General features: G+C 41.3%; 19 protein-coding genes. All 19 read right to left on the bottom strand.

What is annotated here, in order from left to right:
- Positions 1–1,496: SusC/RagA family TonB-linked outer membrane protein (locus ACLL8Z_RS11655; RefSeq protein ID WP_411274964.1), on the bottom strand; the 1,496-nt coding region annotated here is incomplete at its 3' end.
- A gap of 205 nt (positions 1,497–1,701) precedes the next feature.
- Entirely contained in the window at positions 1,702–2,721 is a 1,020-nt protein-coding gene (locus tag ACLL8Z_RS11650) for a FecR family protein (RefSeq protein WP_411274963.1), read from the bottom strand.
- A gap of 292 nt (positions 2,722–3,013) precedes the next feature.
- Positions 3,014–4,411, bottom strand: coding sequence for a sulfatase (locus tag ACLL8Z_RS11645; RefSeq protein ID WP_411274962.1), 1,398 nt, complete (start codon positions 4,409–4,411; stop codon positions 3,014–3,016).
- 67 nt (positions 4,412–4,478) lie between these two features.
- Complete coding sequence (locus ACLL8Z_RS11640; protein WP_411274961.1) at positions 4,479–5,951, bottom strand: sulfatase; 1,473 nt, start codon at positions 5,949–5,951, stop codon at positions 4,479–4,481.
- A gap of 32 nt (positions 5,952–5,983) precedes the next feature.
- Entirely contained in the window at positions 5,984–7,405 is a 1,422-nt protein-coding gene (locus ACLL8Z_RS11635; RefSeq protein ID WP_411274960.1) for a sulfatase, read from the bottom strand.
- Between the two features lie 188 nt (positions 7,406–7,593).
- Positions 7,594–7,899, bottom strand: coding sequence for a hypothetical protein (locus ACLL8Z_RS11630; RefSeq protein ID WP_411274959.1), 306 nt, complete (start codon positions 7,897–7,899; stop codon positions 7,594–7,596).
- 27 nt (positions 7,900–7,926) lie between these two features.
- Positions 7,927–10,200, bottom strand: coding sequence for a c-type cytochrome (locus tag ACLL8Z_RS11625; protein WP_411274958.1), 2,274 nt, complete (start codon positions 10,198–10,200; stop codon positions 7,927–7,929).
- A 91-nt stretch (positions 10,201–10,291) separates the two neighbouring features.
- Complete coding sequence (locus tag ACLL8Z_RS11620; protein WP_411274957.1) at positions 10,292–11,056, bottom strand: ThuA domain-containing protein; 765 nt, start codon at positions 11,054–11,056, stop codon at positions 10,292–10,294.
- 86 nt (positions 11,057–11,142) lie between these two features.
- On the bottom strand, positions 11,143–11,835 hold the full coding sequence (locus ACLL8Z_RS11615) for a DUF3823 domain-containing protein (protein WP_411274956.1): 693 nt from the start codon (positions 11,833–11,835) through the stop codon (positions 11,143–11,145).
- 30 nt (positions 11,836–11,865) lie between these two features.
- Positions 11,866–13,584, bottom strand: a complete 1,719-nt coding sequence (locus ACLL8Z_RS11610) for a RagB/SusD family nutrient uptake outer membrane protein (RefSeq protein ID WP_411274955.1) — start codon at positions 13,582–13,584, stop codon at positions 11,866–11,868.
- Between the two features lie 11 nt (positions 13,585–13,595).
- Complete coding sequence (locus ACLL8Z_RS11605) at positions 13,596–17,090, bottom strand: SusC/RagA family TonB-linked outer membrane protein (protein WP_411274954.1); 3,495 nt, start codon at positions 17,088–17,090, stop codon at positions 13,596–13,598.
- A gap of 241 nt (positions 17,091–17,331) precedes the next feature.
- Positions 17,332–18,318 carry a FecR family protein gene (locus ACLL8Z_RS11600; RefSeq protein WP_411274953.1) on the bottom strand — a complete coding sequence of 329 codons (987 nt, stop codon included), beginning with the start codon at positions 18,316–18,318 and terminating at the stop codon, positions 17,332–17,334.
- 182 nt (positions 18,319–18,500) lie between these two features.
- Positions 18,501–19,091: a sigma-70 family RNA polymerase sigma factor gene (locus tag ACLL8Z_RS11595; protein WP_411274952.1), complete on the bottom strand. Its 591-nt coding sequence runs from the start codon at positions 19,089–19,091 to the stop codon at positions 18,501–18,503.
- Positions 19,092–19,384: 293 nt separating this feature from the next.
- Positions 19,385–19,969, bottom strand: coding sequence for an RNA polymerase sigma factor (locus ACLL8Z_RS11590; RefSeq protein WP_411274951.1), 585 nt, complete (start codon positions 19,967–19,969; stop codon positions 19,385–19,387).
- A gap of 19 nt (positions 19,970–19,988) precedes the next feature.
- The gene (locus ACLL8Z_RS11585; RefSeq protein ID WP_411274950.1) at positions 19,989–20,771 is read right to left on the bottom strand and encodes a DUF1080 domain-containing protein; all 783 of its coding nucleotides are present in this window, start codon (positions 20,769–20,771) and stop codon (positions 19,989–19,991) included.
- Between the two features lie 84 nt (positions 20,772–20,855).
- Entirely contained in the window at positions 20,856–22,034 is a 1,179-nt protein-coding gene (locus tag ACLL8Z_RS11580) for a Gfo/Idh/MocA family protein (protein WP_411274949.1), read from the bottom strand.
- Between the two features lie 30 nt (positions 22,035–22,064).
- Positions 22,065–23,114 (bottom strand): sugar phosphate isomerase/epimerase family protein, encoded by a 1,050-nt coding sequence (locus ACLL8Z_RS11575; RefSeq protein ID WP_411274948.1) that lies wholly within the window; start codon positions 23,112–23,114, stop codon positions 22,065–22,067.
- 37 nt (positions 23,115–23,151) lie between these two features.
- Complete coding sequence (locus ACLL8Z_RS11570; RefSeq protein WP_411274947.1) at positions 23,152–24,357, bottom strand: hypothetical protein; 1,206 nt, start codon at positions 24,355–24,357, stop codon at positions 23,152–23,154.
- A 24-nt stretch (positions 24,358–24,381) separates the two neighbouring features.
- A complete protein-coding gene (locus tag ACLL8Z_RS11565) occupies positions 24,382–25,407 on the bottom strand; it encodes an aldose 1-epimerase family protein (protein ID WP_411274946.1) in 1,026 nt (341 codons plus the stop codon).
- Positions 25,408–25,597 lie beyond the last annotated feature (190 nt).

Raw genomic sequence — 25,597 nt, 5'->3', positions numbered from 1 at the left:
CCAACTTTTATCCAATTTTTAACCTGACTATCGAAAACAAAACGCCCAGAATAACGCTTTAACCATGATTCTTTGACCAGACCATCTTCATTTCTGTATCCCATATAAACACCATAGCTTTCATTAACATTTCCACCGGCAATCGATAATTGATGATTTTGTGTAAATGCATTTTGCATTGCTTCTTTCTGCCAGTCGGTATCATATAATGGATTACCGCTTGGATCGAACAGCAGGGGATCTTTTCTTTTCAGCTTTGGGTCTTTATATTTGCCGGCAGCCCAACCTGTAGGATCATACTTTTGAGCATTCTGGTAAGCAATATCTTCCACCAGCAAAAATTCTCTGGAGTTTAGTAAATCCAGTTTACGTGTAAGTGAGCCTGAACTAAAATCACTATCATAATTAATTCTCCCTCCATCCTGACTTCCTCGTTTAGTGGTTACCAAAATAACTCCATTTGCACCTCTTGCACCATAAATAGCTGTTGCGGAAGCATCTTTAAGTACTTCTATGGAAGATATATCATTAGGATTAATATAATCAATAGGTGTACTGCCATTTGCCAGATTAGCCACATTTAAGATAACATCATCTATTACGTAAAGAGGGTTATTTGTTACGCTAACGGAAGTGTTTCCACGGATCCTTATATTTGCTCTTCCTCCGGGACGACCAGAATTTACAGATACGTTTACTCCGGTTATTCTGCCTGCTAAAGCCTGGTTTAAGGAGGCTGCCGGACGTTCCTGAAGTGTTTCACCTTTTACTGATCCAACCGCACCTGTCAGATCTGACTTTCGTTGTACTCCATAACCCACAACTACGACCTCATCCAAAGATTTTTCATCAGCTATTAACACCACGTTAACGGCTTGACGGTTATTCACGACAACTTCCTGCATTAGATAGCCAACATAGGTAAAAACCAAAATATTGCTCCCATCGGGCATTGTTAAAGAATACTGCCCATTGATATCTGTACTTACCCCGTTATTTGTTCCTTTTACCTTCACGCTTACTCCTATTAGGGGTTCTCCTTTTACATCGGTAACCTGGCCCCTCACTACAACATCTTTAGAAGGATTGCTAAGTTCATTTAGAGGTTCTGTTGATTCGATACCTTCTTGCGCGGATATGTTATTTTTTATGATAATTTTATTACCAATCACTTCATAAGTCAGGTTATGCGGAAGGATTTCATTTAAAACACTTTCAAGTTTGCGGTCCTGAGCTTTAACCGAAATGTAAATCTTTCGTAAATCAGATTTAGAACTATAAACAAAATCAGCCTGCGTTTGCTGGTTAATCTGTTTGATTACATTTCTCAGGGTTTCATTCTGCACAGAAAGATTCACTTTCCTTTGCAGGACCTCCTGAGCAGCTATATTATAAGAAAAACATAGTTGAAAAGTAGTAATAAGTAAAATAATTGTCAGTGCAGAATATCGCATAATACGTACAATGGACTTGTTCGGAAAATAGAATAAATTCATACATTTATATGATTAAAGGTTTATTTAATAATTGCTGAACGGTTACCGCCGTTCAGTCAAAATTTAACTAAGAAAAGGGTGCATTACCGTGCACCTTTTTTAAAATCATCTTACTATCAGTTATAGCAGACTACATGCGCCCTTAAGGAGGGCTATTAGGAAATTCTAAATGCTTGTCCTTAATCATTTAATCAGCTTATTTAATTTATTTTGCGCATCCCTGACCGGTAAGAGTAAATTCATTAGCTTCTCTTACAAATTTTCCGTCCATTGAAATAGATATACTTTTCAATATCTCTTCTATATTTTGATTCACATTAAATGCGCCTGTTATTGTGCATCCATTGATTTTTTCATCTGCTAAAATAAATTTTACGTCATACGCGAGACTAAGACGTTTTAATACCTCCGATACGGGAGTTTCATCAAAAATGAGCTTTCCGTCTTTCCAGGCAGAATGGTAATCGATAATACTATTATTAACTGTAGTTTTTGACAATGACCCGGCATCTTTTCGGTAGGTGGCCTCCTGGTTTGGTAGCAGGATCAGTTTACTCCTTTCCTTATTGTTACTTTTGCGTATTACTTCGACTTTTCCTGTAAACAGGGTTATCTTCACATCAGGATCATCTTTATAAGCCTTTATGTTAAAACTGGTACCTAATACCCGGGTGATAAGTTTTCCGGCATATACAATAAATGGGGTTTCAGCATTGTGAGCTACTTCAAAATAGGCTTCACCCTGTAAATAAACCTCACGTTTCTTCCCGTTGAACCGGCTTGGATATTTTAGGCTTGATCCTGAGTTCAGCCAGAGGCGTGTTCCATCATCTAATACAAATAACTTACGTATTCCGGAAGCTGCCTTTAGTTCATGATATGTAACGGGATTGATCTGGTCTTGTAAGGTTGGCCACGCAACATATAATCCGCATATTATTACAAACGCTGCAGCAATAGAAGTCATTAACTTCCATACCCTTAAACCAGAAGCAGGACTTATATTTACAATTTTCTTATCTTCTTCTTTTAACTGAATAGATTTTTGCACATCTCCATATAAATATGAAAGCCATTGCTTGCGGGCTGTATCATTCATGTGCTTCCATTCGTCATTCTCTTCTCCGTTCTCTTCAAGCCAGATCTCCACCAGCCGGCTTTCTTCAGCAGAGCATTTACCGTCCAGATAACGTTTTAAAAGACCATTGATATCGTTTAAGCTCATCTTCTTTCATTGATTACATGCTATAGTCGGATGAGAACGCAAATAGTACTATACGATTCAAAAAAAAATATTACTACACTTAAATTACTTAATGAAATCCGCAAAAATTTAGGTGCTGTGGTCAATTGATTTTTTACTGTCTGGTCAGAAAGATGAAGCATCACAGCAATCTTTGAAATTCTTTTATATTAATTGCATCATCCCATGAGATATATGCAACAGGGTAATTATCTTTTCTATTGAGTTCATTATCAGTTTGCGTAAAATATAGTATAACAAGGCAATGAAGGATCTATTTCAATTCTCTTCTCATACGCTTCATTGTTTGGATCATTTGATCTTTTAACACTGACATACCGGGACTATTTGACAAGTTATGCACTTCAAAAGGATCCAGCAGCTGATCATACAATTCCTCGTAAAAAAAATTATCCGGATCCTTCCCATTAAAGTATCGCATGTATTTATACTTCAGTTTCACCAAACCTTCCGATTTGGGCAGGTAAACTTTAGAACCTTCGGTATCGTACTGATGCTCATAATAAAATTCCGTCCTCCAGAAAGGGGCCTTTCCTACCGCCAACGGCCTCAGGCTGCTGCCTTGCATTGAAGCAGGAACAGGTACGCCTGCATAGTCGAGGATCGTCGGAGCCAGGTCGATATTTAGCACGAGCTGATCGTTGTTATGCTGATCCTGCAGGCTTCTCCCGTCGTAAATAATGGTTGGCACACGGATGGATTCATTCTGACCGAACCACTTCCCTTCCAGTCCGTGATCCCCTAAAGCGTAGCCATTGTCGCTCGAGAAAATAATCACCGTATTCTTTTCAAGTCCTTTTTTCACCAGTTCATCCACTATTCGTTTAAGGGCATCGTCAATACCTGTTACCAACCTGTAATATGATTTAATAGATTCCTGATATTTGCCCGGAGTAGAAAATCTTTGTTCCCACCTTACCCTGGCCTCATTGGGAATACCCTTTGCATTCACCCGGAAGGTTTCAGGGAATGCAAGGTAGAATTTGTTGTCGCCTGCAGGAGGCGGAGGAATGGTTTCTTGATTATAATAATTTTCATAGAAAGGGCTGTACAGATATCCGTTATGAAGAGGGTTATTATCTTCCACATGCGGCGCTTTAAAACTTACCTGCAGGCAGAAAGGCTTCGACTTATCCCTTGTTTTTAAAAACTCAACAGCCTGATCACCCATCATATCAGTACTATGAATGGACTTTCCGGCAGCATCTTTATAAAAGTAAACACCCTGACCCGGAAAACCCTTCCAATAGTCGTAGTCAATGTCTGGCAGATGGGTTCCAACACCATATTTCCCGATGAACCCTGTATAATATCCGTTGCGTTTAAGCAGAGCCGGAAAATTATTCATGCGAACGGAATCGGTGAAATCGGTCTTAAAATCAAGAATACGATGCCTGGCAGCATTTTGGCCGCTAAAAATACTTGCCCGGCTAATACTGCAAATAGAGGTTGTTACAAAAGCATTTTTAAATAGGGTTCCCTGGCTTGCCAGTCGGTCCAGGTTAGGGGTTTTGACTATGGAATTGCCCATGGATCCTAAGGAATTATATCGCAAATCATCGGCTAACAGGAAAATAATATTTGGCTTTTGCTCCTGCTTTTTTTTAAAAGAAACGAGCGGAAGAACCAGTAAACCGATGATCATAATCATTAAGAAGCATTTTCGGGTATCCATAAAACGGTCAGATTTGCTTATATACATCATCAATATTTTTAATTTATTCAATAATTGCTTTGCCTTCATAGTTCATCCTGATATATGGCACCGTCTCGGTTTCGTCCACCACGTAATTCCATTTTTTAACATACTCCATTCCTGGGAGTAATTCATCTTTTCTTTCACGAAGCATTTTATTCAACCTGGTATTAAGGTCTTCCTTTAGCTGCTGGGAACCCGGCTGATCAACCAAATTATTCAATTGAAAAGGATCTTTTATATTATCAAACAGCAGCCACGCCCCTTTCAGGTCTCTGGCGTAGGTAAATTGCTTCGTAACAATGCCGCGGTATTCCTTTCCCCCTGCTTTGCGCGTCCACTGGCCGAAAGGCTGTATGCAGGAGATCATTGTTCCGGTGATGTTGTCTTTTCTTTTTCCCAGCATGATCTGTGACAGGTCCTTTCCTTCCACCGATGCCGGCACAGGGATATTAGAAAACCCTAACAGGGTAGGCATAATATCGGGGGTGTTTAATAGCACCGAACTGGTTTTGCCCTTGAGGCCCAAAACAGCAGGGTAATGTACCAGGAAAGGGACACGGATACTTTCTTCGTAGGGCTGCTGTTTATTCCAGGAACCATGTGCGCCCAACAGGTCGCCATGATCGGCGGTAAAAACCAGTATCGAATTTTTTTCAATCCCGGCATCTTTAATCGTTTGCCAAATCCTCCCAACACAATCATCCAACGCCGTAATATGAGAATAATATCCTTTCAGGTCTTTTTGTACTTTTTCCCGGAACTGGGCAGGCACATTGGCATTTATATGCATATCCTTGTTTTCATACATGGCCCGGTATTTTTGTGGTGCCGTTTGATAGGGATCATGCGGAGGCGCCAGGGAAAGAAACAGGATGAAGGGCTTGCCGGCTGTTGATTGCTCACGGATATAACGGCAGGCATCATCGCTCTGGGCTATGGCATCGTATCCATCCCATAATAATTTTTTATCTGAGTTACCTGCATAATAATTGGAATTATTGTAATCATGGGCACATTCCAGCGCTTTCCAATATTCAAACCCCTGTCGCCTGTTTTCAGGGATATAGCTTTTCCTGCCGTGGCCGTCAATATGCCACTTGCCGATAAATGCGGTATTGTATCCATTTTCCATGAACTGTTTAGCAATTGTGGTTTTTGCAGTATCCAGCATCACATCGTTCATGAAAACACCCGTTGTCAGCGGATACTGACCAGTCATTAACGATGCCCGGTGAGGGGTGCAGACAGGCATGCCGGATACCGCATTCTTAACATTCATACTTTGAGAAGCTAACCGGTCAAGGTTGGGGGTAATTACATTCTTGTCCCCTGAATATCCGGTTGCCTGCGCACGCCACTGGTCGACAATAATGTAGATAATATTTGGTTTTACGCCTTGCTTTTTTTGCGCAAATAAACTATTAGCGTAGAATATTAGGAATAAACACTGTAGCAGACTGAACTTTACGCTAAAAAACTGTTTTCTTTTCATAACGAGTAATTTAAACCCTTATCGGGTAGTTTTCATTTAGTGATAGAGGGTGGATTGAAAGGTATACTTCTGTTCATCAGGCTCGTGGTCAATTTTGACCTGAGAGAGGCAATGATCTTTTTATGTCTCGGACTTTCAATCAAATTTTTTGTTTCACCTTTGTCAATTTTAAGATCTACAAACATTTCACGGATTTCCCCTATATCGTCAAGTTCATATTTATACCGACCGGTATGAATCATATAACCGGTTTCGGTTTCTAAATAAATATGATTGGGCCAGTCCGTAATTTTTTTCTGTTCTGTTAGGGGGACAACAGACCTACCCATCAGACCGGCAGGAGGTTGAATTCCGGCAAAATCACACAATGTTGGTAAAAGATCTAAACCGTTACTTACAAGGTGTTCATTATCAACTGTACCCTTTTTTTTCATCCATGGATAAGAAATAAGGAAAGGTATATTAGCGGCTTCTTCATAAAGCATTGTTTTATGTTCCAGCTTATGGGACGCATCGTGGTCGCCGTGATCGGAAGTAAAAATCACAATAGTATTTTCAGACAGCCCGGACTTTTTCAGGGCATCCATTACAACGGCTATCTGGGCATCTACCCGCTCCGTAAGGCGCATATAAGCCCAACGATGCATCCTCCAATCTCTTTCACTCCAGTTTTCGCGAACTATGTTTCGAAAGGAACTAAGTTTTATCAAACTATCCACGCTACTGAGCTCACCTATCATAGGCTGATGATTATCAGGTAATGTAGGACAGACTTTTCTGAAAAATTCGTCCTCTGAAATTCCATCTGGTAACTGCAGGGCTTCATCAAGTTCTTTAGGCGTATTTTTGGCAAGTTTGCTGTCCGGGTATGCCGATCTGATGGCATTATAGCAAATATCATGAGGATTGATAAACGATGTAAAAAGCAGAAAGGGTTTATCTTCTTTTTTACGGTGCAGAAGAAAATCAGCGGCTGCAATAGATAAACCTTCCCTCTCATCAGAAGCCAAGAGCTCATATCCCCAAGGTTCAATCTTTGATCCGCTTACAGGCAATTGCACCTTTCCGCCATAATATGTCTGATATCCTGCCTGCTGAAAAAGACTCCCAATTGATTTGGAATACAGACTTTGAAGTCTGGCTTTGTCAACCATTGGAATATTATTTTCCCTCATACCGATTTCTGATGGAAATCGCCCTGTTTGTAAAGAAAACCTTGAAGAAAGGCACACTGGATTAGTAGCATAGGCGCGGGAAAAGTTTATACCTGTTGCAGCAATAGCATCCATTGCAGGTGTTTTAAGCCATTTATTACCTGTACACGACATCATGGAAGCGCTTTGCTGATCTGTCATGATTATCAGGATATTGGGACGATCAGGAGGTTTATTCTCTGCATTAACGCATGAACATGAAATTAAGAATAGTAAAGCGGGAATGATGATCCTTATCATAGTAGTATGTTTGAATTTTTAATTTGTAGCGTAACCCCCGGAAAATTGACCAAAAGTCTCTCAAAAAACCGGCAGTGACAGTCCCGTCATCCGGCTCTTATGGCGCTCAATACCTTAAATTTTGAACTTATTTATTGATTGAAATTGACTTACCGGGATAGGATTTACTAATTTATGCGAATCAAGGGTTAAAATATGAGATAAATAAAAGCAGTAGCAATTTTCCCAAAAGTATGGACGAATAAACCATTAGTTGATCTGACTTTGCTGGCTCTTTGAATATCTGTTTTTTCAATAATCCAGTTAAAAATAGATTCAATAGGCTGTCTGACCTTTGAGACGGCCACTGAGAATAAGTCGTCAGCTGCTTTATTTCTGTGTTTGATTATTTCAGGCTGATCTTTCACTGATTTAACAGGGGTAAGCATCACCGAATTGGTTTGTGTCTGCAGTTGAGCGAAATAGTCCTTGTTGTGGTATATTTTATCCCCCACGAAAACACGATCGGAGATCTGCTCCCATTATCGAGAAATTGTTTTCAAAGATTCTGCCTTTTCAAGTTCGGCAACTGTCCATGATTTTGTTCTTCTACCAGATTCGTCTCTTACCGTTTTCACCTCAGCTGATGTTATAAAGGGAGAAACTGCTTTAGGATCATTTCTGGGTCCACGGCCAAATTCAAAACGTGCATAACTTAATACAGCAGCAACCCATTTATCGCTATTGGCTCCAAAAGATGGCATTAGGTCACCTGGATATGTTTTCCCTTCAATCGGTCCTGTTAAGCCATGAAGCAATATTTTGATCGCTGTATTTTTATCGCCAGCTAACCTTTTAGAACCTACAAGTGGCGGTGCTACTTCGGTAGCCAATCCTTTGGCATCAGCACCATGACAGCTGGCACAAAGTGACCTGAAAATAGAGGCGCCCTGCAATACCAGATTTCTATTGGCTGCGGCAAGGTTACCCAGTCTGATTCCATACGTTTTTACGTTTTCGTTCATTTCCAGAGCAGCAGCAGTGGCTACCAGCATTTCCATATCCTGATTTTGAGCCATCAGATCTTTGACGATGGATTGAGCCTTATCTCCTTTATTATAAGAAAGGGATAATAAAAGTTGTGTACGAACATCATAGCTCGAATCTACCTTAAGCTCAGCAAGCTTATTTATTATTTGCGCATCATTTTTCTTGATATAAGGCTCACTGATCCAAATAGAAGCTCTTCTCACTTGTGCATCCTGATCATTCATTGCCGTTAATAAAACACCTTTATCAATGGCATTTAAACCTTCTAATGTCCAAAGTGCATGTATCCTGCCTAAGTGAGACGATTTAGCAGATAGCGTAGCTTGCTTACCTACAACTATCTGTTTCAAAGCCGGCACAACAGACCTGTCTCCGAGAATAATGAGTTGTTTTTGTGCATTATCTCTCCACCAACCATTAGGATGATCTAAATAAGTAACCAATTGAGCTGGAGATTCGTCAAGTATACGCGGTTTTGGATCAGATTTAAATCCATCATGGACCAGACGGTAAATACGCCCGTGCCCGATGTTTTTTGCAAATCCCATTCGGTCGATCACATTCCTGAGAAAAGATCCGGGTTTAGTCCAGTTACCCTGCTGAATGATACCACGATGCATATCAACTATATACAGGGTGCCATCGGGTCCGGTATAACTGTTCACAGGACGAAAATTCATATCAGAAGAGGCTATAAATTCTTGCTGATAATAAGCATTCTGTACAATAGATTTACCTTTGATATTGATCAGTTTGGCACGACGTATTAAACGCCCCACGGGTTCGCACACTATATAATCTCCTACCAGATCTTTAGGCAATGCATCACCCCGAAAAATGGATTGCCCGCAAGAAGCCGTAAAACGATTAAGGGTGCTATCGGGGCGTAACCTGGGCAATCCTCCCTGAACATCAGGGGTTGAAATAATAGGCCAAACTGCTGCAAATTCATTACTGTACTGGTCTTTTAAATTAAGTGATCCATAAACCGGGTTGATCTGAAATCTTTGGATAGGAACTTCTCCGCCTGCTGAAGAATAAAATAGCCTTCCGTAATTGTCATGAGTGATTCCCCACTGACCCGGGGATCCGCTAGCGATAGAGTCTGCCCTGAGTATGCCATTTGTATACCTAAACCGTATTGGCTCATAGGTCATGTATATCCAGTTATCCAGGTTCCAGTCTAATCCGCTTCTCTGATGTTCCATATTAACATCGTTTGCTGAGTATCCTGGCTTCTCATACACTACCCGTTTTGCATCTGCTTTACCATCACCGTTAGTGTCTTTATAGGCTGTAATGGTTATGGTGTTAGTTTCATTCACTAATAACTCATGATTTACGCACAGAATCATTCGGGGTAACAGAAGGTTATCTATAAAAACCGTACTCTTATCCATTTTACCGTCGTTATTTGTATCCTCAAGCAGTGAAATACGGCTTCTTGGCACACGTTCACCAGTAGCATCTGCATCCTGCATATAAGTGAGCATTTCTGCTACATACATTTTCGCGTTACCATCCCATGCGATGGCAACTGGCTCCTTGATCATAGGCTCACTTGCAACCAGTTCTAAATGATAGCCTTTGGGAAGATTGAATGTTTTCATACTTTCTTCCGGAGATAGGTACTCTGAACTCGGCTTAGGATTGAACACGCGTTTAGGATATGGACTTCCTGCCTGATTTGCGTCTTTGGATATAGTACAGGTATAAACAAGCATAGAAACCGCCAGTGAACCTAATACTCCTAATCTATTTTTCATTTGAGAACAGATTTGAGATTTAAAAATTTCATGCTCCTTTGTGTTTTTAAAACGATCATGAATGTTTCATTATATAAAGGTTTATTGATTATTAGTTAGAGGCTGACATCTGCTTAAGTTTTGCACCCATAGCATATTTTATTCCGCCAAGAAGATGTTTAACGTATAGCGGGTCTTCAAAAGATTTTTTGTCGTGGCCAAATGCGGTATAGAATGCTCTTCCGCCACTGTATTCATGATACCAGCTCATCGGATGAAATTCCCCGTTTTCGCCACCCTTGTAACTGTTCTCATCCAGAGTGATCAATATATTCAGACCTTGGCCAATCCACTTAAAATTATATAGTTCATCCGTTTTTTTCCATACCCGCGGTAAATGTGCAGTTGCAATATTGCCGGGGTCAACAACGTTTAGCACAGCCCCTTGTTGTTTTGGAGGATGGCTTTTAAAATATGCACCTACAAGCTCTCCGTACCATGGCCAGTAATATTCGGTATCTGTGGCAGAATGTGTACCTACAAATCCGCCGCCGGAACTTATATAGCGCTCAAATGCCTGCTGTTGCTGAACATTCAATACGTCACCGGTAGTGCATAAGAAAATAATTGCAGCGTACTGTTGTAAATTCTCAGATGTAAACACACTGGCATCTTCTGTGGTATCAACTTCAAAGCTATTTTCTTTACCCAGCTGTTCAATAACTTTCTTGCCAGCTGAAATAGCTGAACCATGTCTAAATCCTGCGGTTTTACTGAATACTAGTACTTTCTTTGGCTTAGCATATATATCATTGCTAACTAAAAAAATAATGAACAGCATGAATAATCCTGACCGAATGAGATAGTTTTTTTTCATTTTTTATCTTTAATTTTCAATGTCGCTATTCAATCGCACAACACGTTACTTCCGATATATTTTTAAGTTTTTCCTGAGTTCTTGGCTTATAAGATAATTTTAATTATTGCCGAATAGTTATAGCGGTTAAGAGAGTTTGCGGCCAGCACGGCTACCCGGGCATAGTACGTTTCCCCGGCCTGCAAATTTTTAATTTCATCCACAAACTCTCTGGCGGCAATATCTCCGTTCGTCATACCGCTTAAAATATTAGTGGCAGACGATAGCTTACCGTTGGTGTTCTCGTGTAGAATGGGTGAAGTATAGCAAATAAGCATACTTCTTTGTATTTTTTTCGGACTCGTAGTCGGCGAAATTTTATAAGTAGCTTTAATCCCGTTTCCAGACTTAGTAATATTTACGTTGGTTAATCGCACAAAAGGCTCCGCCTTAATTGTAATAGTCTGGTTTTTAGTAAGGTCTAAAGACACTTCTGTTACACTTGACTCTTCAAATGGCCCCTGCAGGGCCGATACTTTATATTTGGCTGCAAAAATCTTGGTATTTCTAAAGGTACCATCTGATTGAGCCCAGAAATCATAAGGAACTGGGCTTATAATGCCCTCATCTATCAGCCTTATTTTTATACCATCCGGTTGGCGGGTTTGAATGGCCTCGCCGGTACTTACATCAATGACTTTTCCTTCTAGGACTATGTCCGGCGTTGCATAATTATCTAACTCGCAGGAGCATAGAAAAAGTATCCCCACTGTTAAGTTTAAAACTATAGTTCTTTTCATGATTTATTTCTTTTTAATTGTACAAATTGTCTAATAACCCGGATTTTCAACCAACAGTGGGTTGGAGCCTATTATTCCGCTACCAATGATGTAGTAATACAAATTGGGGTTAAAGGTGCGGGTAAACTTGTCTGTTGGCAGCTTCTGCTTTCTAAATATATACACACCATTATTTTTATTGTATACGGGCCATAGGGCATAGGAATCGCTGTTGAAAATGACCTGATGGTATATCCGCCACCTTTTCATGTCCCAGTAGCGATTGCCCTCAAATGCCAGTTCAATTTTACGTTCACGCCGGTAGTCATCCATAGTTAGGGTACCAGTCAGTTCCTGGATACCGGCCCGCTGACGAATCATGTTTACATATTTTCTGGACTCTGGTTCGTTATTCAATTCCAATTCCGCCTCTGCACAATTAAGGAGTACTTCGGCATATCTGATACTCATTCTGTCTACTTCGGAGGAGATTCCATTAATGGGACGGGGAGGAGCGGGATCTGCCCATTTGGAGAGATAAAACCCGGTGGAGGTAGCTTCGGGCTGGGTGATGCCATCTACTCCATTACCGGCCTTTTCCACCCCTCCTTCTATCACTTTGGCATATATCTGCAGGGTGGTACCTTTCCAGGGGGAGCCCGGGAATAAGATAGAGGCGAAAAACCGTGGGTCTTTACCCTGGAACAGATCTGCAGGGTTGGCATAATATATCGGCTTGCCATCCGGATGGTTTAATTTCAAAGAACCATTCCGGTCATTCACATATTCGTAACTTTCCACCATATCGAACAAGGGGCTATAGCGGCCACCATACCCTTCACCACTCCGGTGATTAAAAGGAGCCGACTCCCGGTCAAAGGAATGTCCTCGATCCGGCCACACATAGGCCTTTACAAAAATGCGTTCTTTATTGGCAGCTGATTCATCAAAAAACATACTACGATAATTGGCAACCTTATCGGCATTTTTATTATAAAGCTCATACGTGCCGCTAGCTATTAGCTGCTTTGCCGCTTCTCGAGCCGATTTCCAATAATAATCAGCTTCCGCGCTGGCTATACCCACTAAACCACCCAGCTGCACTTCGCTATATCTGGCTATTGCCGCCGCATGTAACATGGCGCGTGATTTAAAGGCTAGAGCCGACCACTTGTTGAGCCGGTATTCTGTAGGAGCAACAGCCATCACCGCAATGGCATCTGTCATCTCCTTTTCGATGAACTTATATACATCGGCCTCCTTATTGCGGGGTGCCCGTAGTTCGGAGGGGTCGCCAGAGGTGGGAAAGGGTTTTACCTTGGTTATAATCGGTACCCCACCGTACCGCTGAACCAGGCTGAAATAAGCGTAAGCCCGCATAAACTTTAATTCCCCCAACACTTCTGCTTTTCCTTTATCCGTAAAAGCGGGAGATGAAGGAAGTTTTTCTATCGCATTATTTAAAGCTCGTATCAAATTGTAGCCGGTTTGCCACCAATTCAGGTTTACATTAACGGAGGAGTTTTGATCCTGGGCGGCATTCACCATTTCGTCTGTACTTCGCGAGAGCCAGGGATTAAAATCATCAAATGGCATCTGCGAATACAGGTAAGCCAGGTGTGTATTAAAGGCCTCTTTATCATCGAAGATCATCTTTTCGGTTAAAAGATCATTTGGGATTGTATCCAGAATATCTTTGTTGCAACTCAAACCCAGTGATACCAGGCAGACCAGCAGTGCTTTACCTAAATAGTTATATATGTAATTCATGCTTTCTATTATTAAAAGGTGACACTCAAACCCAAATTATAATTAGCCATCAAGGGGTATCTATAGCCGCCATCGGCTCCATCGCCATCGAGTCTGTGCTCGGGGTCGGAGATAAGGTTTTTGCTTTTCCAGGTATGCACGTTGAAGGCGTTGGCAAATATCCGCATCTGCTTGGCTTTAATTTTGTCGGCCCATTTGATAGGCAGGGAATAGGCAAGCTCCATGCTTTTTAAACGCAGGTAGACCACATCCTCAGCCCAGTAGGTGGAAGAAAGTTTGTTGGGGCCGAACCCAAAACCATCCCGGGTAATAGGATATCTGCCAGGTACCCAGGGAGTATTAAAATCCAGGGGGTCTTGGTGACGCCACCGGTCCAGGAAAATCGCCGAAGAATTTCTTCCCCAGGGCAGGGGGCCCTGCAATTGTTCACTAGGCTGCATGGTGTAGTTAGAAGCACCCTGGAAGAACAAACTCAGAGTGACTCCTTTCCAGCCACCAGAAAGATCCAGTCCATAAAATATTTCCGGTTCTACATTGCGGCCTATGGGGAGTTCGTCTAACCCATCGATCATGCCGTCTTCGTTCCAGTCTTTGTAACGGATATCACCCGGAAACAAGGCCGCATGCCCGACGGAATTTTGTACTGGCGCAGTATTGATTTCTTCCTGAGATTGAAACTGCCCGACAGTTTCATAGCCCCACCGGATGTTTTTCCAGCGGTTGGCCGACCTGCTGCGCCAATTAATATAGCTGTTTCCCGCCGGGGAAGCTTCCCGGGTTAGCCATTTAGACCGGGCAAAGGTAAAGTTAGTGCGGATACTGTAGGATAAGTCCCTAATTTTATTCGTATGCCCCAGAACAATTTCCATGCCCCGGCTTAAATCACTTTCCAGATTTTCCTGAGGCAGAACGGCACCAAATTCTACTGGTATGGCTATCGCCCGCCGGGCCATCAGGCCTTCCCGATTTCTTTGAAAAAGCTCCAGTTGAAAATCGAACAGTCCATTCCGTACACTAGCGTCGATGCCGGCATTAGTAGTAGTAGCCGTAAACCATGTGATATTGGGGTTACTGAGTCCCCGGGAGACAGAACCTACTGTCAGGGATTTGCCGTCAAAGATATAAGAGTTATTAGGATAGGAGTAACCTTCCAGATACTGGAAGGCACTGACCCCTGTATCGTCACCCATTACCCCATGAGAAAAGCGGATCTTTAGATTATCGAATAAATTGATGTTGTCCTTAAAGAATGATTCTTCACTTATTCGCCAGCCCGCAGAGAATGCCGGGAATAATCCCCATCGGCTATTTTCGGGGAACAAAGAGGATCCATCGTAACGAAAGCTGAATTCAGCCAGGTATTTTCCGTCCAAGTCATAGTTTAGCCGGCCTACTAATCCCATGTTGGCATTGAGCACCTTATCTCTGCCTAAAGCCTGTTGGTTGGCAGTTTGACCTGCATCCAGTTGTTCCAGAGAGTTGATGGCAAAATTTCGCTGGGCGATAAATCTTGTTCCGGTACCATTTCGGCGTTCGCCCAGCAACAAAGCCTGAATGCCGTGTCTACCCCCAAAGAAAGATTTTTTGTAATTTAACGACAGTTGCGAATGCGTATAGCCTGTTTCATCGAAAATCTGCTGCAACCTGGTGGGATTATGTAATCCGGTTGTAATGTATTCCTTGGTAATAGAGTTATACTTATACTCATCATACGCCTTCCGCCACAGCTTCTCTTTATTATAATTCAAGTCGTAGGCAAATAATCCTTTCACCTGCAGACCTTCAATAAAAGGCAGATTATACGTTAAAGACATGGTGGTATTGTACCGTATTTCATTGTACTTTCTATAACCAGTCAAATCCGGGTTAGTAATGGCCAAGGGATTCCGGTCGGCCTGACCATCGTAAAAGTAGGGAGCAGTGTTGTTGGCGTAGATAGGCTCGTAGCCCGGTTGCATCCATACTTGCTTAAAGAAATCAAAGGAGGAACCGCCGAACGGACTGTTTCTTTCATCAACAAATCCTCCGAATATCACATTGGCTTTCAGCTTTTCAGTGATCTGGGCTGAGAGGCTGGACTGAAAATTATAACGGTCGTAGGTTAAGGCCCTCGACTTGTAGAGACCTTCCTGCTTCAGGTTCCCCCCAGACAAGAAATAAGTGACTTTATCGTTTCCGCCACCGAAAGAAATGTTATTTTTAGAGATAGGCATTGTTTCCCTAACGGTCAGACCCCACCAATCTACATTGGGGTAATTGGGATCTTCTCCGTTATATTTTTTCCAGTCGGGGTAGGGCAGCGGTTGCCCGGCTACCAACGCGGCTTCATTTTTGAGGATCAGGTTATCGATAGAATTGCGGATGGGTTTGGGAAATTCGGTCATCTTTTCCCAACCATAGGTGGAGTTGAATATAATTTCCGATTTTCCAGACTTCCCTTGATTAGTGGTGATTAGCATTACACCATTGGCCGCCTTTACTCCATAAACTGCCGCAGCAGCATCTTTCAGAATGGTAACACTGGCAACCGAAGCCGGGTCTAACCGTTGAAAATCATCCCGGGGTATGCCATCTATCACCACCAGCATATTACCCCAGCCTCTGATATCCATGCGGTTGTCGTAAATGCCCGGCTCGCCGCCTACCTGCATAACTCTTAACCCAGGCAGCTTGCCGGTCAGGGCATTACTAATATCACCGGTGGTTATAGCCATTAGTGCAGCCGCTTCCACGGTGGAAACCGCCCCAGTCAGATTTACCTTTTTCTGCTCTCCAAACCCCACTACTACCACTTCATTTAATGAAGTTGCTTCTGCCTTTAGTTGAACATCAATAGTATTACGTCCACTAATGGGAACTTCCTGCATTACAAAGCCAATATAGGTAAAAACCAGAATGCCGTTTCCATCTGGCAGAGTTAGAGAATACTGACCATTAATATCTGTACTTACCCCGTTATTTGTCCCTTTCAGCTTCACGCTTACTCCTATTAGGGGTTCTCCCTTCGCATCGGTAACCTGACCCCTCACTACAACATCTTTAAGGGCATTGATAAGTACATTCGGAGGTTCTGTTGATTCGATGCTTTCTTGCCTGGATGTTGTAATCAGGATCCGCTTATCAATTTGCCTGAAATTAAGCGACGTATTAGATAATATGGTTTTTAACAATGCTGCTACAGACTGCTTACCGGAAGGGATATGCAGGTTACGGATATTTTTTACGTCTTCACTGCGGTACATGAAATGGAAAGGGCTTTGCGCTTCGATTTTTTGAAAAGCTTTAACCAGCGATTCGTTTTTAAGTTCAATACTTATTTCTACCTGGTCAATAGCCTGGCTTTTAACTGGTATAGCAGAAAACAACTGAATGGATGTAGTTAGTATAACTAATGAAACTATCCCAATACGCATAATTTGTATTATAATTGAGTTCTCTGGCAGTTTAGACTTTAGCGGCAACTTAATAAAATGCCGCAGGCCTGCAGAAATTATAGAAAAATTCATAATTTTATATTGTTTTAAGTGAATAGTATCCCCGCAAAAGCGGGGCATAATTTAAAACGTATGCTGTTGCACCGATGGCCGTCGGCACAAGGCTTCCCTCTGAATTTATTTGCCTTAGAGCAAACAGATTTCAGAGGGTTTTTTATGAGGGAGACCCATTCAAGCTTTCTTTAGAAGGGAACGTTTTTAGGATTAGTGGGTAATTAAGAACCATCTACTTAAGGTTTTTTGGTCAATCGATTTATTTATTTTTACTATTACTGATAATGACAGTAGCTTTTTCTTTATCATATTGGTAAACAGCATCGTTGAATTCGCAAATACTTTTTAATACTTGTTCGAGGCTTTCACCCTTCAGGAAAGTTGTGGTAAAGCGGTTTGATTTAATTAGCTGGTCGCTGAAGGTTATATTAACATTAAATCGTTCTTCCAGTAGCTCTGCTGCTTCTGCTACTGTAACATCATCAAACAATAAATCCTGCGCTTTCCAATCGAGATAAGTGTCCGCATCTACTGTCTTCAAAGTAGAATTAGCTTTTTGCTTATTACAGGTTATCTGTTGGCGGGGTAAGATTATGCCAAGGGTTTTATTTTGATCACTAACTTTAACCTTACCTCTGGTAACTGTTACAGTAATATCTATATCACCTGGAAAGGCTTTAATATTAAATGCAGTACCCAATACGGTAGTTTCTAATTGGCCGGTATGTACAATAAAAGGCTTGGAAGCATTATGCTTAATATCGAAAAAGGCCTGACCTTCAAGATATACTTCCCTTCTGGCTAAACCATCAAAAGATGATGGATAATTAAGTTTACTGCCTGAACTTACAATGACTGTACTCCCATCGGGAAGTCGAACCAGACGATTTAGCTTTTGTTGATTAACTTGGGCGGCAACAGTTTGTTTTTTTGTAGACTCATTACGCAGAAAGAATACTCCGATGGTACAGATAGCAAGTAGTATAGCCGCAGCGACCATTCTTACTAACCATCTTTTTATTGGTTTTACATTTTCATCTGGCTGTTCAGCGCTGGAGATATTTTGCCAGATACTGGTATGCATCTGGCTTTTGAGTTCCTCTTTCTTTTCCTGGCTCAATAATGCCAATACATCCGGCTCAGATTGAAATAGGTTATAATAATTTAATAAAAATTGATGCTCTTCCTTTGTTGCTTCATCTTTAAGGTATCTATGCAACAATTCAAGGAAATAATGTTTGTCCATCTAAAAGAGGTTGGTACTTTAGTTTGCTGTTGGTAAAATTTATTTATTACTTATATGTATGACCAGAAAATAAAGAAATAACCCATCGGGCATAAAAATTTATTTTATAACAGTATTTATTGTTGCTGGTATGTGACCAGAAAATAAAGAAATGCCCGATCAGAGAAATTATTATTCCTCAATTAATTGGCAGTGGCCGATAGGAGGGTAATCAATACAGTAAGCAACTGTAATAAAGAGATGCGTAATTGCTCTATTGCTTTACCAAGCTGATTTTGGACTGTTTTTCTGCAAAGCCCTAACTGTGTGGCAATATTTTTGGTAGGTAAATCTTCTTGAAAGCGAAGGCGAAAAATCAGTTGTCTTTGGGGCGGCAGAGTCGTCAAAAGTGCTTCATAAGATCTGAAAAATTCCTTCCAAAGCAGATTTGCATCCGCCTGCAGATACATTGCCGGCATAGTTTCTAAGGTATCAAAGAAAGGATGGATAAGTTTTTGCTTTTCTATCAGCTTAAATACCCTATTACGAACGGCTATATTTAAATAGGCAGGTAAATTATCAATATGCAGGGTTTCTTTTTTAAGCCAAATGTGCGTAAAAATCTCCTGGACTACATCTTTCGCCTGATCATCGTCTTTTAAACGCTTATATGCATTTGAATAGGTTTGTGACCAATACTTTTCATATAATACATTAAATGCATGTTTACTGCCTTGTTCCATGTGTTGCAGTAATTCTGCATCATTAGAAAGATTTGGATTAATTGAGTTCATTATGACAAGATTAACGTGTTGTGCGATTAAACTTTAAAATCTAACTGAACGATTTGACAAAAACATTTATCACAAACCAATAATACAATTATTTAATCATGCATGTATGCGTTCAATTTATTCTTCCGGCTGCCAAGATGTTAACTAACATTCTGATTAAAAAATAGCGTTATTTCTTCGATTAAAGTTTGAACATAAGCTTTAAGCTTTGCCTGAGTTCATGTGAATTAAGATAATTCTAATCATTATAGCGGTAAATAATCTTTAAGCAATACTCCTGAAAAGCAGATAGATCAATATTGGAAAAAATAAAATATCATTGTTACACTTAACTTACCTAATGAGGTTCTTAAAACTTTAAGTGCAGTGGTCAATTGATTTTTTACTGTCCTGTCAGAAAGATGAAGCATTTCAGCAATCTCCGAAACTCTTTTGTATTCATTACGGCTTAAACGATATATTTGTTTCGTTCTCGGAGGAAGATTGCTAACAACTTTTTCTATAACCTTAGCCAGATCTTTAACTTCTAAATTAGTTTCTAAATTGGTTTCGAGACCTAAATTCAGTCCGTGTAACATAGAAACATATTCTTTACGTGTTACATTTCTACGAATGTGATCGATGATTCGATGGCGGGTGATAGCAAAAAGATAGGACTGAAGGGAAGAATGAATTTGGATTTTTTTACGTTCGGTCCATAGATAAACAAAAATATCATGAATTAAATCTCTGGCTTCTTCTAAGGAATAAAGTTTAGAACTTGCAAACCCAATAAGAGCAGGTGCATAAAGCTGATAGATTTCAGAGAAAGCATTCTCATCTTCAGAACGCAATCTCTCCCACAATCGAATATCTTTTTTGAAATTATCAGAATCCATGCCTTAAATGAATTTGAACTTATTGTTTAATCATTATGTTGCGATACTCGACCTTCATAGGAGGACCAACATGTACCTGTACACCTAAGAGTCCTTTCAATTTGCCATTGACTGTGTCATTATCCGTAACGTCACTCATCAAAACCCCGTTAATATAGTGTTGCAAACGATTGCCCTTAACAATTAAGCGGCATTCATTCCAATCTTCACTTTTAATGTTGCTTTTTAATGAATCTGAATTACCCAATGATCCTGTTATAGTGGTTTCAGTCCAGGCGTTATTTTTGATTTTTGATTGCAGCGATCCTGATACAGTGGTTTCATTCTGGGCTTTTATCATTACTTTTTGGCCACGATATGCGAGTGTTGTTCTTCCCCGCTCCTCATAATTTTGACCAGTGTACCGATTTGCTCCATCAATATCAGCCTGATATCCCTTTAAAGCATAAGGCAGATCACTTAACTCTTCACTACGATAATTAATCCCACTATTTCCTGCTTTAGTAATTCTAAAGTCCAAAGTCAGTTCAAAGTCTGCAGGCGTACCTCCCTTCCAGATAATGAATGAGTTACGTTTCAAAAGAGTGGAGGGAGTAATTTCACCTACTAAACTGCCATTCTCCACCCTCCAATAAGTTGGATCCCCTTCCCACCCATTGAGTGTCTTACCATCAAATATTTTTACAAAACCGCTTTTGTTTTGGTTCTTTAAACTGTGTGTTTTACAACTTATAAGGATTAGAAACAGAAGCAGGCCGCAAATCGAGAATAAGCCCAGGGAGATTTTAATTTTTTTATGCATATACTTAGTAATTTAATGATGCGAGGGTTTAATATTTAATTTATTTCCTTTGCAACTTATCGGAATAACATAGTTTTATTTCAATTAAGAAACATTACTAGCTGTTGTAAGCCACTCTACTTCTGTATCTTTCCAACTTCTGGAAGCAGCAGAGTCGAGTACGGCCTGACAAACTTTCTGTGTTTCAAGTGCATCCTTAAAGGTAGGTGAGCATGGCTCACCAGTTTCCAGACTTTTCAAGAAATCTGCTACTTGATGAACAAAAGAGTGTTCGTAACCAATAGAAGTTCCCGGGATCCACCATCTTTTCATATAGGGCTGATCGCTATCTGTTACAAGTATGGAACGCCATCCCCGAACGACGGAATCATCTGCGTGGTCAAAGTATTCCAGACGGTTCATATCATGCAGGTCCCAACGGATGGAAGCATGCTCTCCGTTTATTTCAAAGGTATAAAGGGCCTTATGACCACGAGCATAACGGGTAGACTCAAAAAGACCCAATGATCCGTTATCAAAATGACAATGGAATATACAGGCATCATCAATACCTACCTTCTGTACCTGACCAGTCAACTGATGCATCCTTTCTTTAATAAAAGTTTCTGTTACAGCTGAAACATCTCTGATACCACCATTCATCCACATGGCCATGTCAATACAATGAGCCAGAAGGTCGCCTGTTACACCCGAACCCGCCGCATCTATATCCAGCCGCCATAATGCTTCACCACCCTGAGGCAAATCGGCATTAATTGTCCAGTCTTGCAAAAAATTGGAGCGGTAATGAAAAATTCTCCCCAGCTTGCCAGAATCAATAATTTGTTTGGCTAAAGTAACAGCCGGAATACGACGGTAGTTATACCAAACCGTGTTGGCAACACCGGCCTTATCAATAGCCACCACCATAGATTTTGCTTCAGCTAAAGTTCGGGCAAGGGGTTTTTCGCACAGAATCATTTTACCTGCGGCTGCCGCTGCAATAGCAATTTCCGCATGCTTATCATTAGGGGTACAGATATCAACAGCATCTATATCATCACGGGAGATGACCGCCTTCCAGTCCGTTTCAACCGACTCATAACCCCATTGATCGGCAAATGCCTGAACTTTATCTTTGCTACGTGAACAAACCGTTTTTAATACCGGACGATACTCCAATTCAGGAAAGAAATCACCAACACGTTTATAACCGTTGGAATGCGTTCGGCCCATAAGACCGCATCCGATCAGTCCAATTCTTAATTCTTTTTTATCAATCATTTTATCTTTTCAAAAACCCATAAACTCAATTTAAACGGCCTCATACCAGCCGTGCAGCTGTCGAACGTTGATCATAGTGGCCAGAATATCGTTCCATGTCTGACCCTTCATCATAACTTCATTCGGGAACATACATCCATCCCAGCAAATGTGATTGAACGCTTTTGTAATTTCTCCTTTTTCATTACGCAGCCAGTGACCTGCATCCTTTGCAATGTCCAATTTACCATTAGGATCTGTGGCCTGACAATGTCTGCCTGTTTTATCATGTGATCCTGATCCGTGTACCGTTCCATCATTTTGCGCGACATGAAAATCAATTGTCCATGGACGCAATGCGGCAGTTAATTTTTTAAGACCCTCTGTTAATGCTTCGCGATCATTCCATTCAAAATCAACAGGCAGAATCCGACTTTCAGGGGCATTGTATCCTAGCAGGTACAAAAATGTATGTGCCATATCGGCCTGAAAGCCCATATTAGGCCGGTCTACCGCTTCCAGGGTATCCAACATCGCCTTCCAACTGTGCATACCGCCCCAGCAAATCTCTCCTTCTGCAGCTAATTTTTCTCCATAACCAGCCGCTACGTCACAAGCTTCACGGAATGTCTGCGCAATAAGTTTTGTATTCGCCGCGTGGTCATGGTTCCAACTCGCGGGATCGCATGCGGAATCAATACGAATAACGCCATTGGGTCGAACCCCGAGACTACGTAAGGTGCTGGAAATATGGCAAGCCTTACGAACCTGGGTTACGAATTGGGCACGCTCTTCTTTGGATCCCATAGCCGAACCTCCTCCTGTTGGTGGCCAAACGGGTGCTACAACACTCCCAATCTCGAGATTGAGTGCGGAAACCTTATCTGCCAATTGTTTGATATCATCATCCGTACTATCGATGTCAAAATGAGGAGCGAAAAGGAATATATCTACACCATCAAATTTGACACCATCCACCTCAGCAGCGGCGGTCATCTCAAGCATAGTATCAAATGAAATCGGTAGCTCTGAATCAGGCCCTTTGCCCACCATACCGGGCCATGTTGCGTTGTGAAGTTTGGGATAATTATTCTCAGTCATAAGTCAAAAATTATTCAGGATATTCAATTCACATTTATTACAAAACCAGATCCGGATTACCCGGACCAAAGTGTTTAAGCATTACTATTGGATCGGACGTGGAATGGTTCACAATTTTAATCCCTTCCAGGGCCGCTTTTTCGCTGACAAAAAATTCATCGTTTGTTAATTGTCCGTAACGGATCAGGGCAGGCGTTTCAATATCCCAAACTCCCATTTTACCATGCCCCTGCATCATGATCAAACCATACGCAGCGCTATCTTTAATTGTGGCGGTTGCGCCCGGGAAAATGGTGAGTTCCTTCGCGCTAAATGCGTCTGATTTATAGCAAACCCAATTTTCAACATACCCTTGTGAATGCATTTCTTCCAAAGCTCTTACAGGCAAAGGTCTCATAAAACGGGTTTCCAGAATATTGGGATTAACGTTTAAATCCCAATCAATAACTTCCATCAATTGGTCAAAATCTCCTTTTCTATCTTCGGGAGTACCATTCCACAACAATTCTTCGGGAATTATCGCTTCATTAACCAATGATTGGTACATTGCAAAAACATCGGATGCTTTTTGAGGCTCGTAAGTACACATACTTCCGGGTGCATGGAGCATTCCTGGTGGTACATCCCAGCCCGTACCAGGCTCCAGTCTAAACGCCTGCGAATAATTGGTTAGCTTATTGTCGCCTTTGGTAAAGTTAACCAGGCACTCCCGAATCTGTTCTCTTGTTGTACCGGGTGCGATCCCAAAAAATGTATATGGAAAATCTCCTCCGTGATTATTTAATTGCGGTGGGAAATAATACGCTTCAGGTTTACCTTTCTGACCAATTTTAGCAGCATGCTCATCGTTGTGATGAATGTGATGGGGAAGAGGTCCCATATTGTCAAAAAATTTAGAATACATTGGCCAGCTGCCATGCTCGTCCCAGAGCCGGGATCCAATTAAAGCGCCTTTAAGCTCATCAATGACGTCTTTTAATAAAATTTGATTCTCTTTAATCCCATCATTAAATATTACCGCGCTTAAACCCTCATTTTCGCCCGTCAGTGGGCCATTTTTAGCCGGTGTGGTAGAAGACAACCATCGTTCATCGATACCTCCCCTTTGCCCTCCGAGTAGGTAATAATCATCCGGGTGTAGTTTAATTCTTCTGCCTGGTACACAAAAAGATCGTGGCACCCATGTTGGAGCCAAACGCAAAATTCCTTTGCCTTGTTCTAATGCTTTTTCTGCTAAACTCATTTTTTATAGTTTATAATGAATAATTTAGTTTCGACTAATTCGATTATTTAAAAACTCATTGATAGTTGTTTCCTGATCCAGCACTTCAATTTCCAGATCATATACCCTGCTTTCTCCCGGTAAAAGATAGATCAATTGATTCAGTTCCCGAGCTTTTGCTTGTCCGATGGGTGGATTTGTTCCAGGCTCTAATCCAATTACATATTCTCCTTTTCCGAAATGCAGCCAGTTGGTTAGCCAGGGCAGTTGTTCTTTTTTAAATCGCAAAGCAAGAGCAATACCAATTGCTGCGTTGTAAATTCCGCTGGTACATTGGCCGGAACTATTCGGTGCTATATCAATAAAGGCAGCTTCTTCGCCACCACCGCTATGATCATCTAATGGAGCAACACACTTACGAAAGCTATTCCCTTCGCGAAAGATTTTATTACTTTCCCCGCTTTCGCGGGATTTCCAGAATCCTTCCCAAATAATCTCAGCACCTTCATCCACTAAGGGCCAACCAAAATTGCAATGATACAACAGCATGTGCGGAGCTGTGGTATTGCCTTTGTTGATCACTTCATCGTGAATTCGAATGGAAGCTTTTCCTAGTGTTGCGGAAATGGTTCTCCGCAGTTCTAATCTGATACCGAGTGGATGTGTTTGCCGGATTAATCCGGTGATACTCATTTCCATTTTACCGGCCACAGGATCCGGCTGGATGATGGATTCTATTTCTGCCGGGATATTGCTGATTTGTCCGTGAAGGCCACGTTCCCCAAATTCATCAGTTTCGGGACCCCCAATATGGGTTAAACCGCAGGTAACTAACAAACCGCCACCAAACGTCCGGATCCAATCAATGCCCTTATCAGAGAATGGTTGCGGAGCCGTAATTCCCAAATGACTAAGCCAGGCTAAGCTATGCTGGTTGTAAAATGCATCTGCAATATCCATCGCCCGGTCGATTACCACTTTGTAACGCAGACCCGTTCCGGTATTAATCCATGCAATTCTGGTTCCACGCCCTGCACCATTATCTATAACAGAGGTTTCAATCCCGCCCAATTGTGCGGGATTTGATATTTTATTATGCCAGGCCTGAGGTGTCAAAATTATTATCTCCTAATTATTGGTGATAGGTTGCTTGCTTTTTGGCTTGTAGATCTGATGATCTTTATTCGATCCCGAAATCAGGTAAGCCATCAGGTCTTTTAATTCTTCTTTATTTAAGCTGTTTAACATACCCGGATACATA

It is taken from the genome of Daejeonella sp. (genome assembly GCF_046590655.1).
Lineage (GTDB): Bacteria > Bacteroidota > Bacteroidia > Sphingobacteriales > Sphingobacteriaceae > Daejeonella.
Note: the sequence above shows the minus strand (reverse complement) of the source record. Positions and strands in the feature narration are given on the sequence as shown.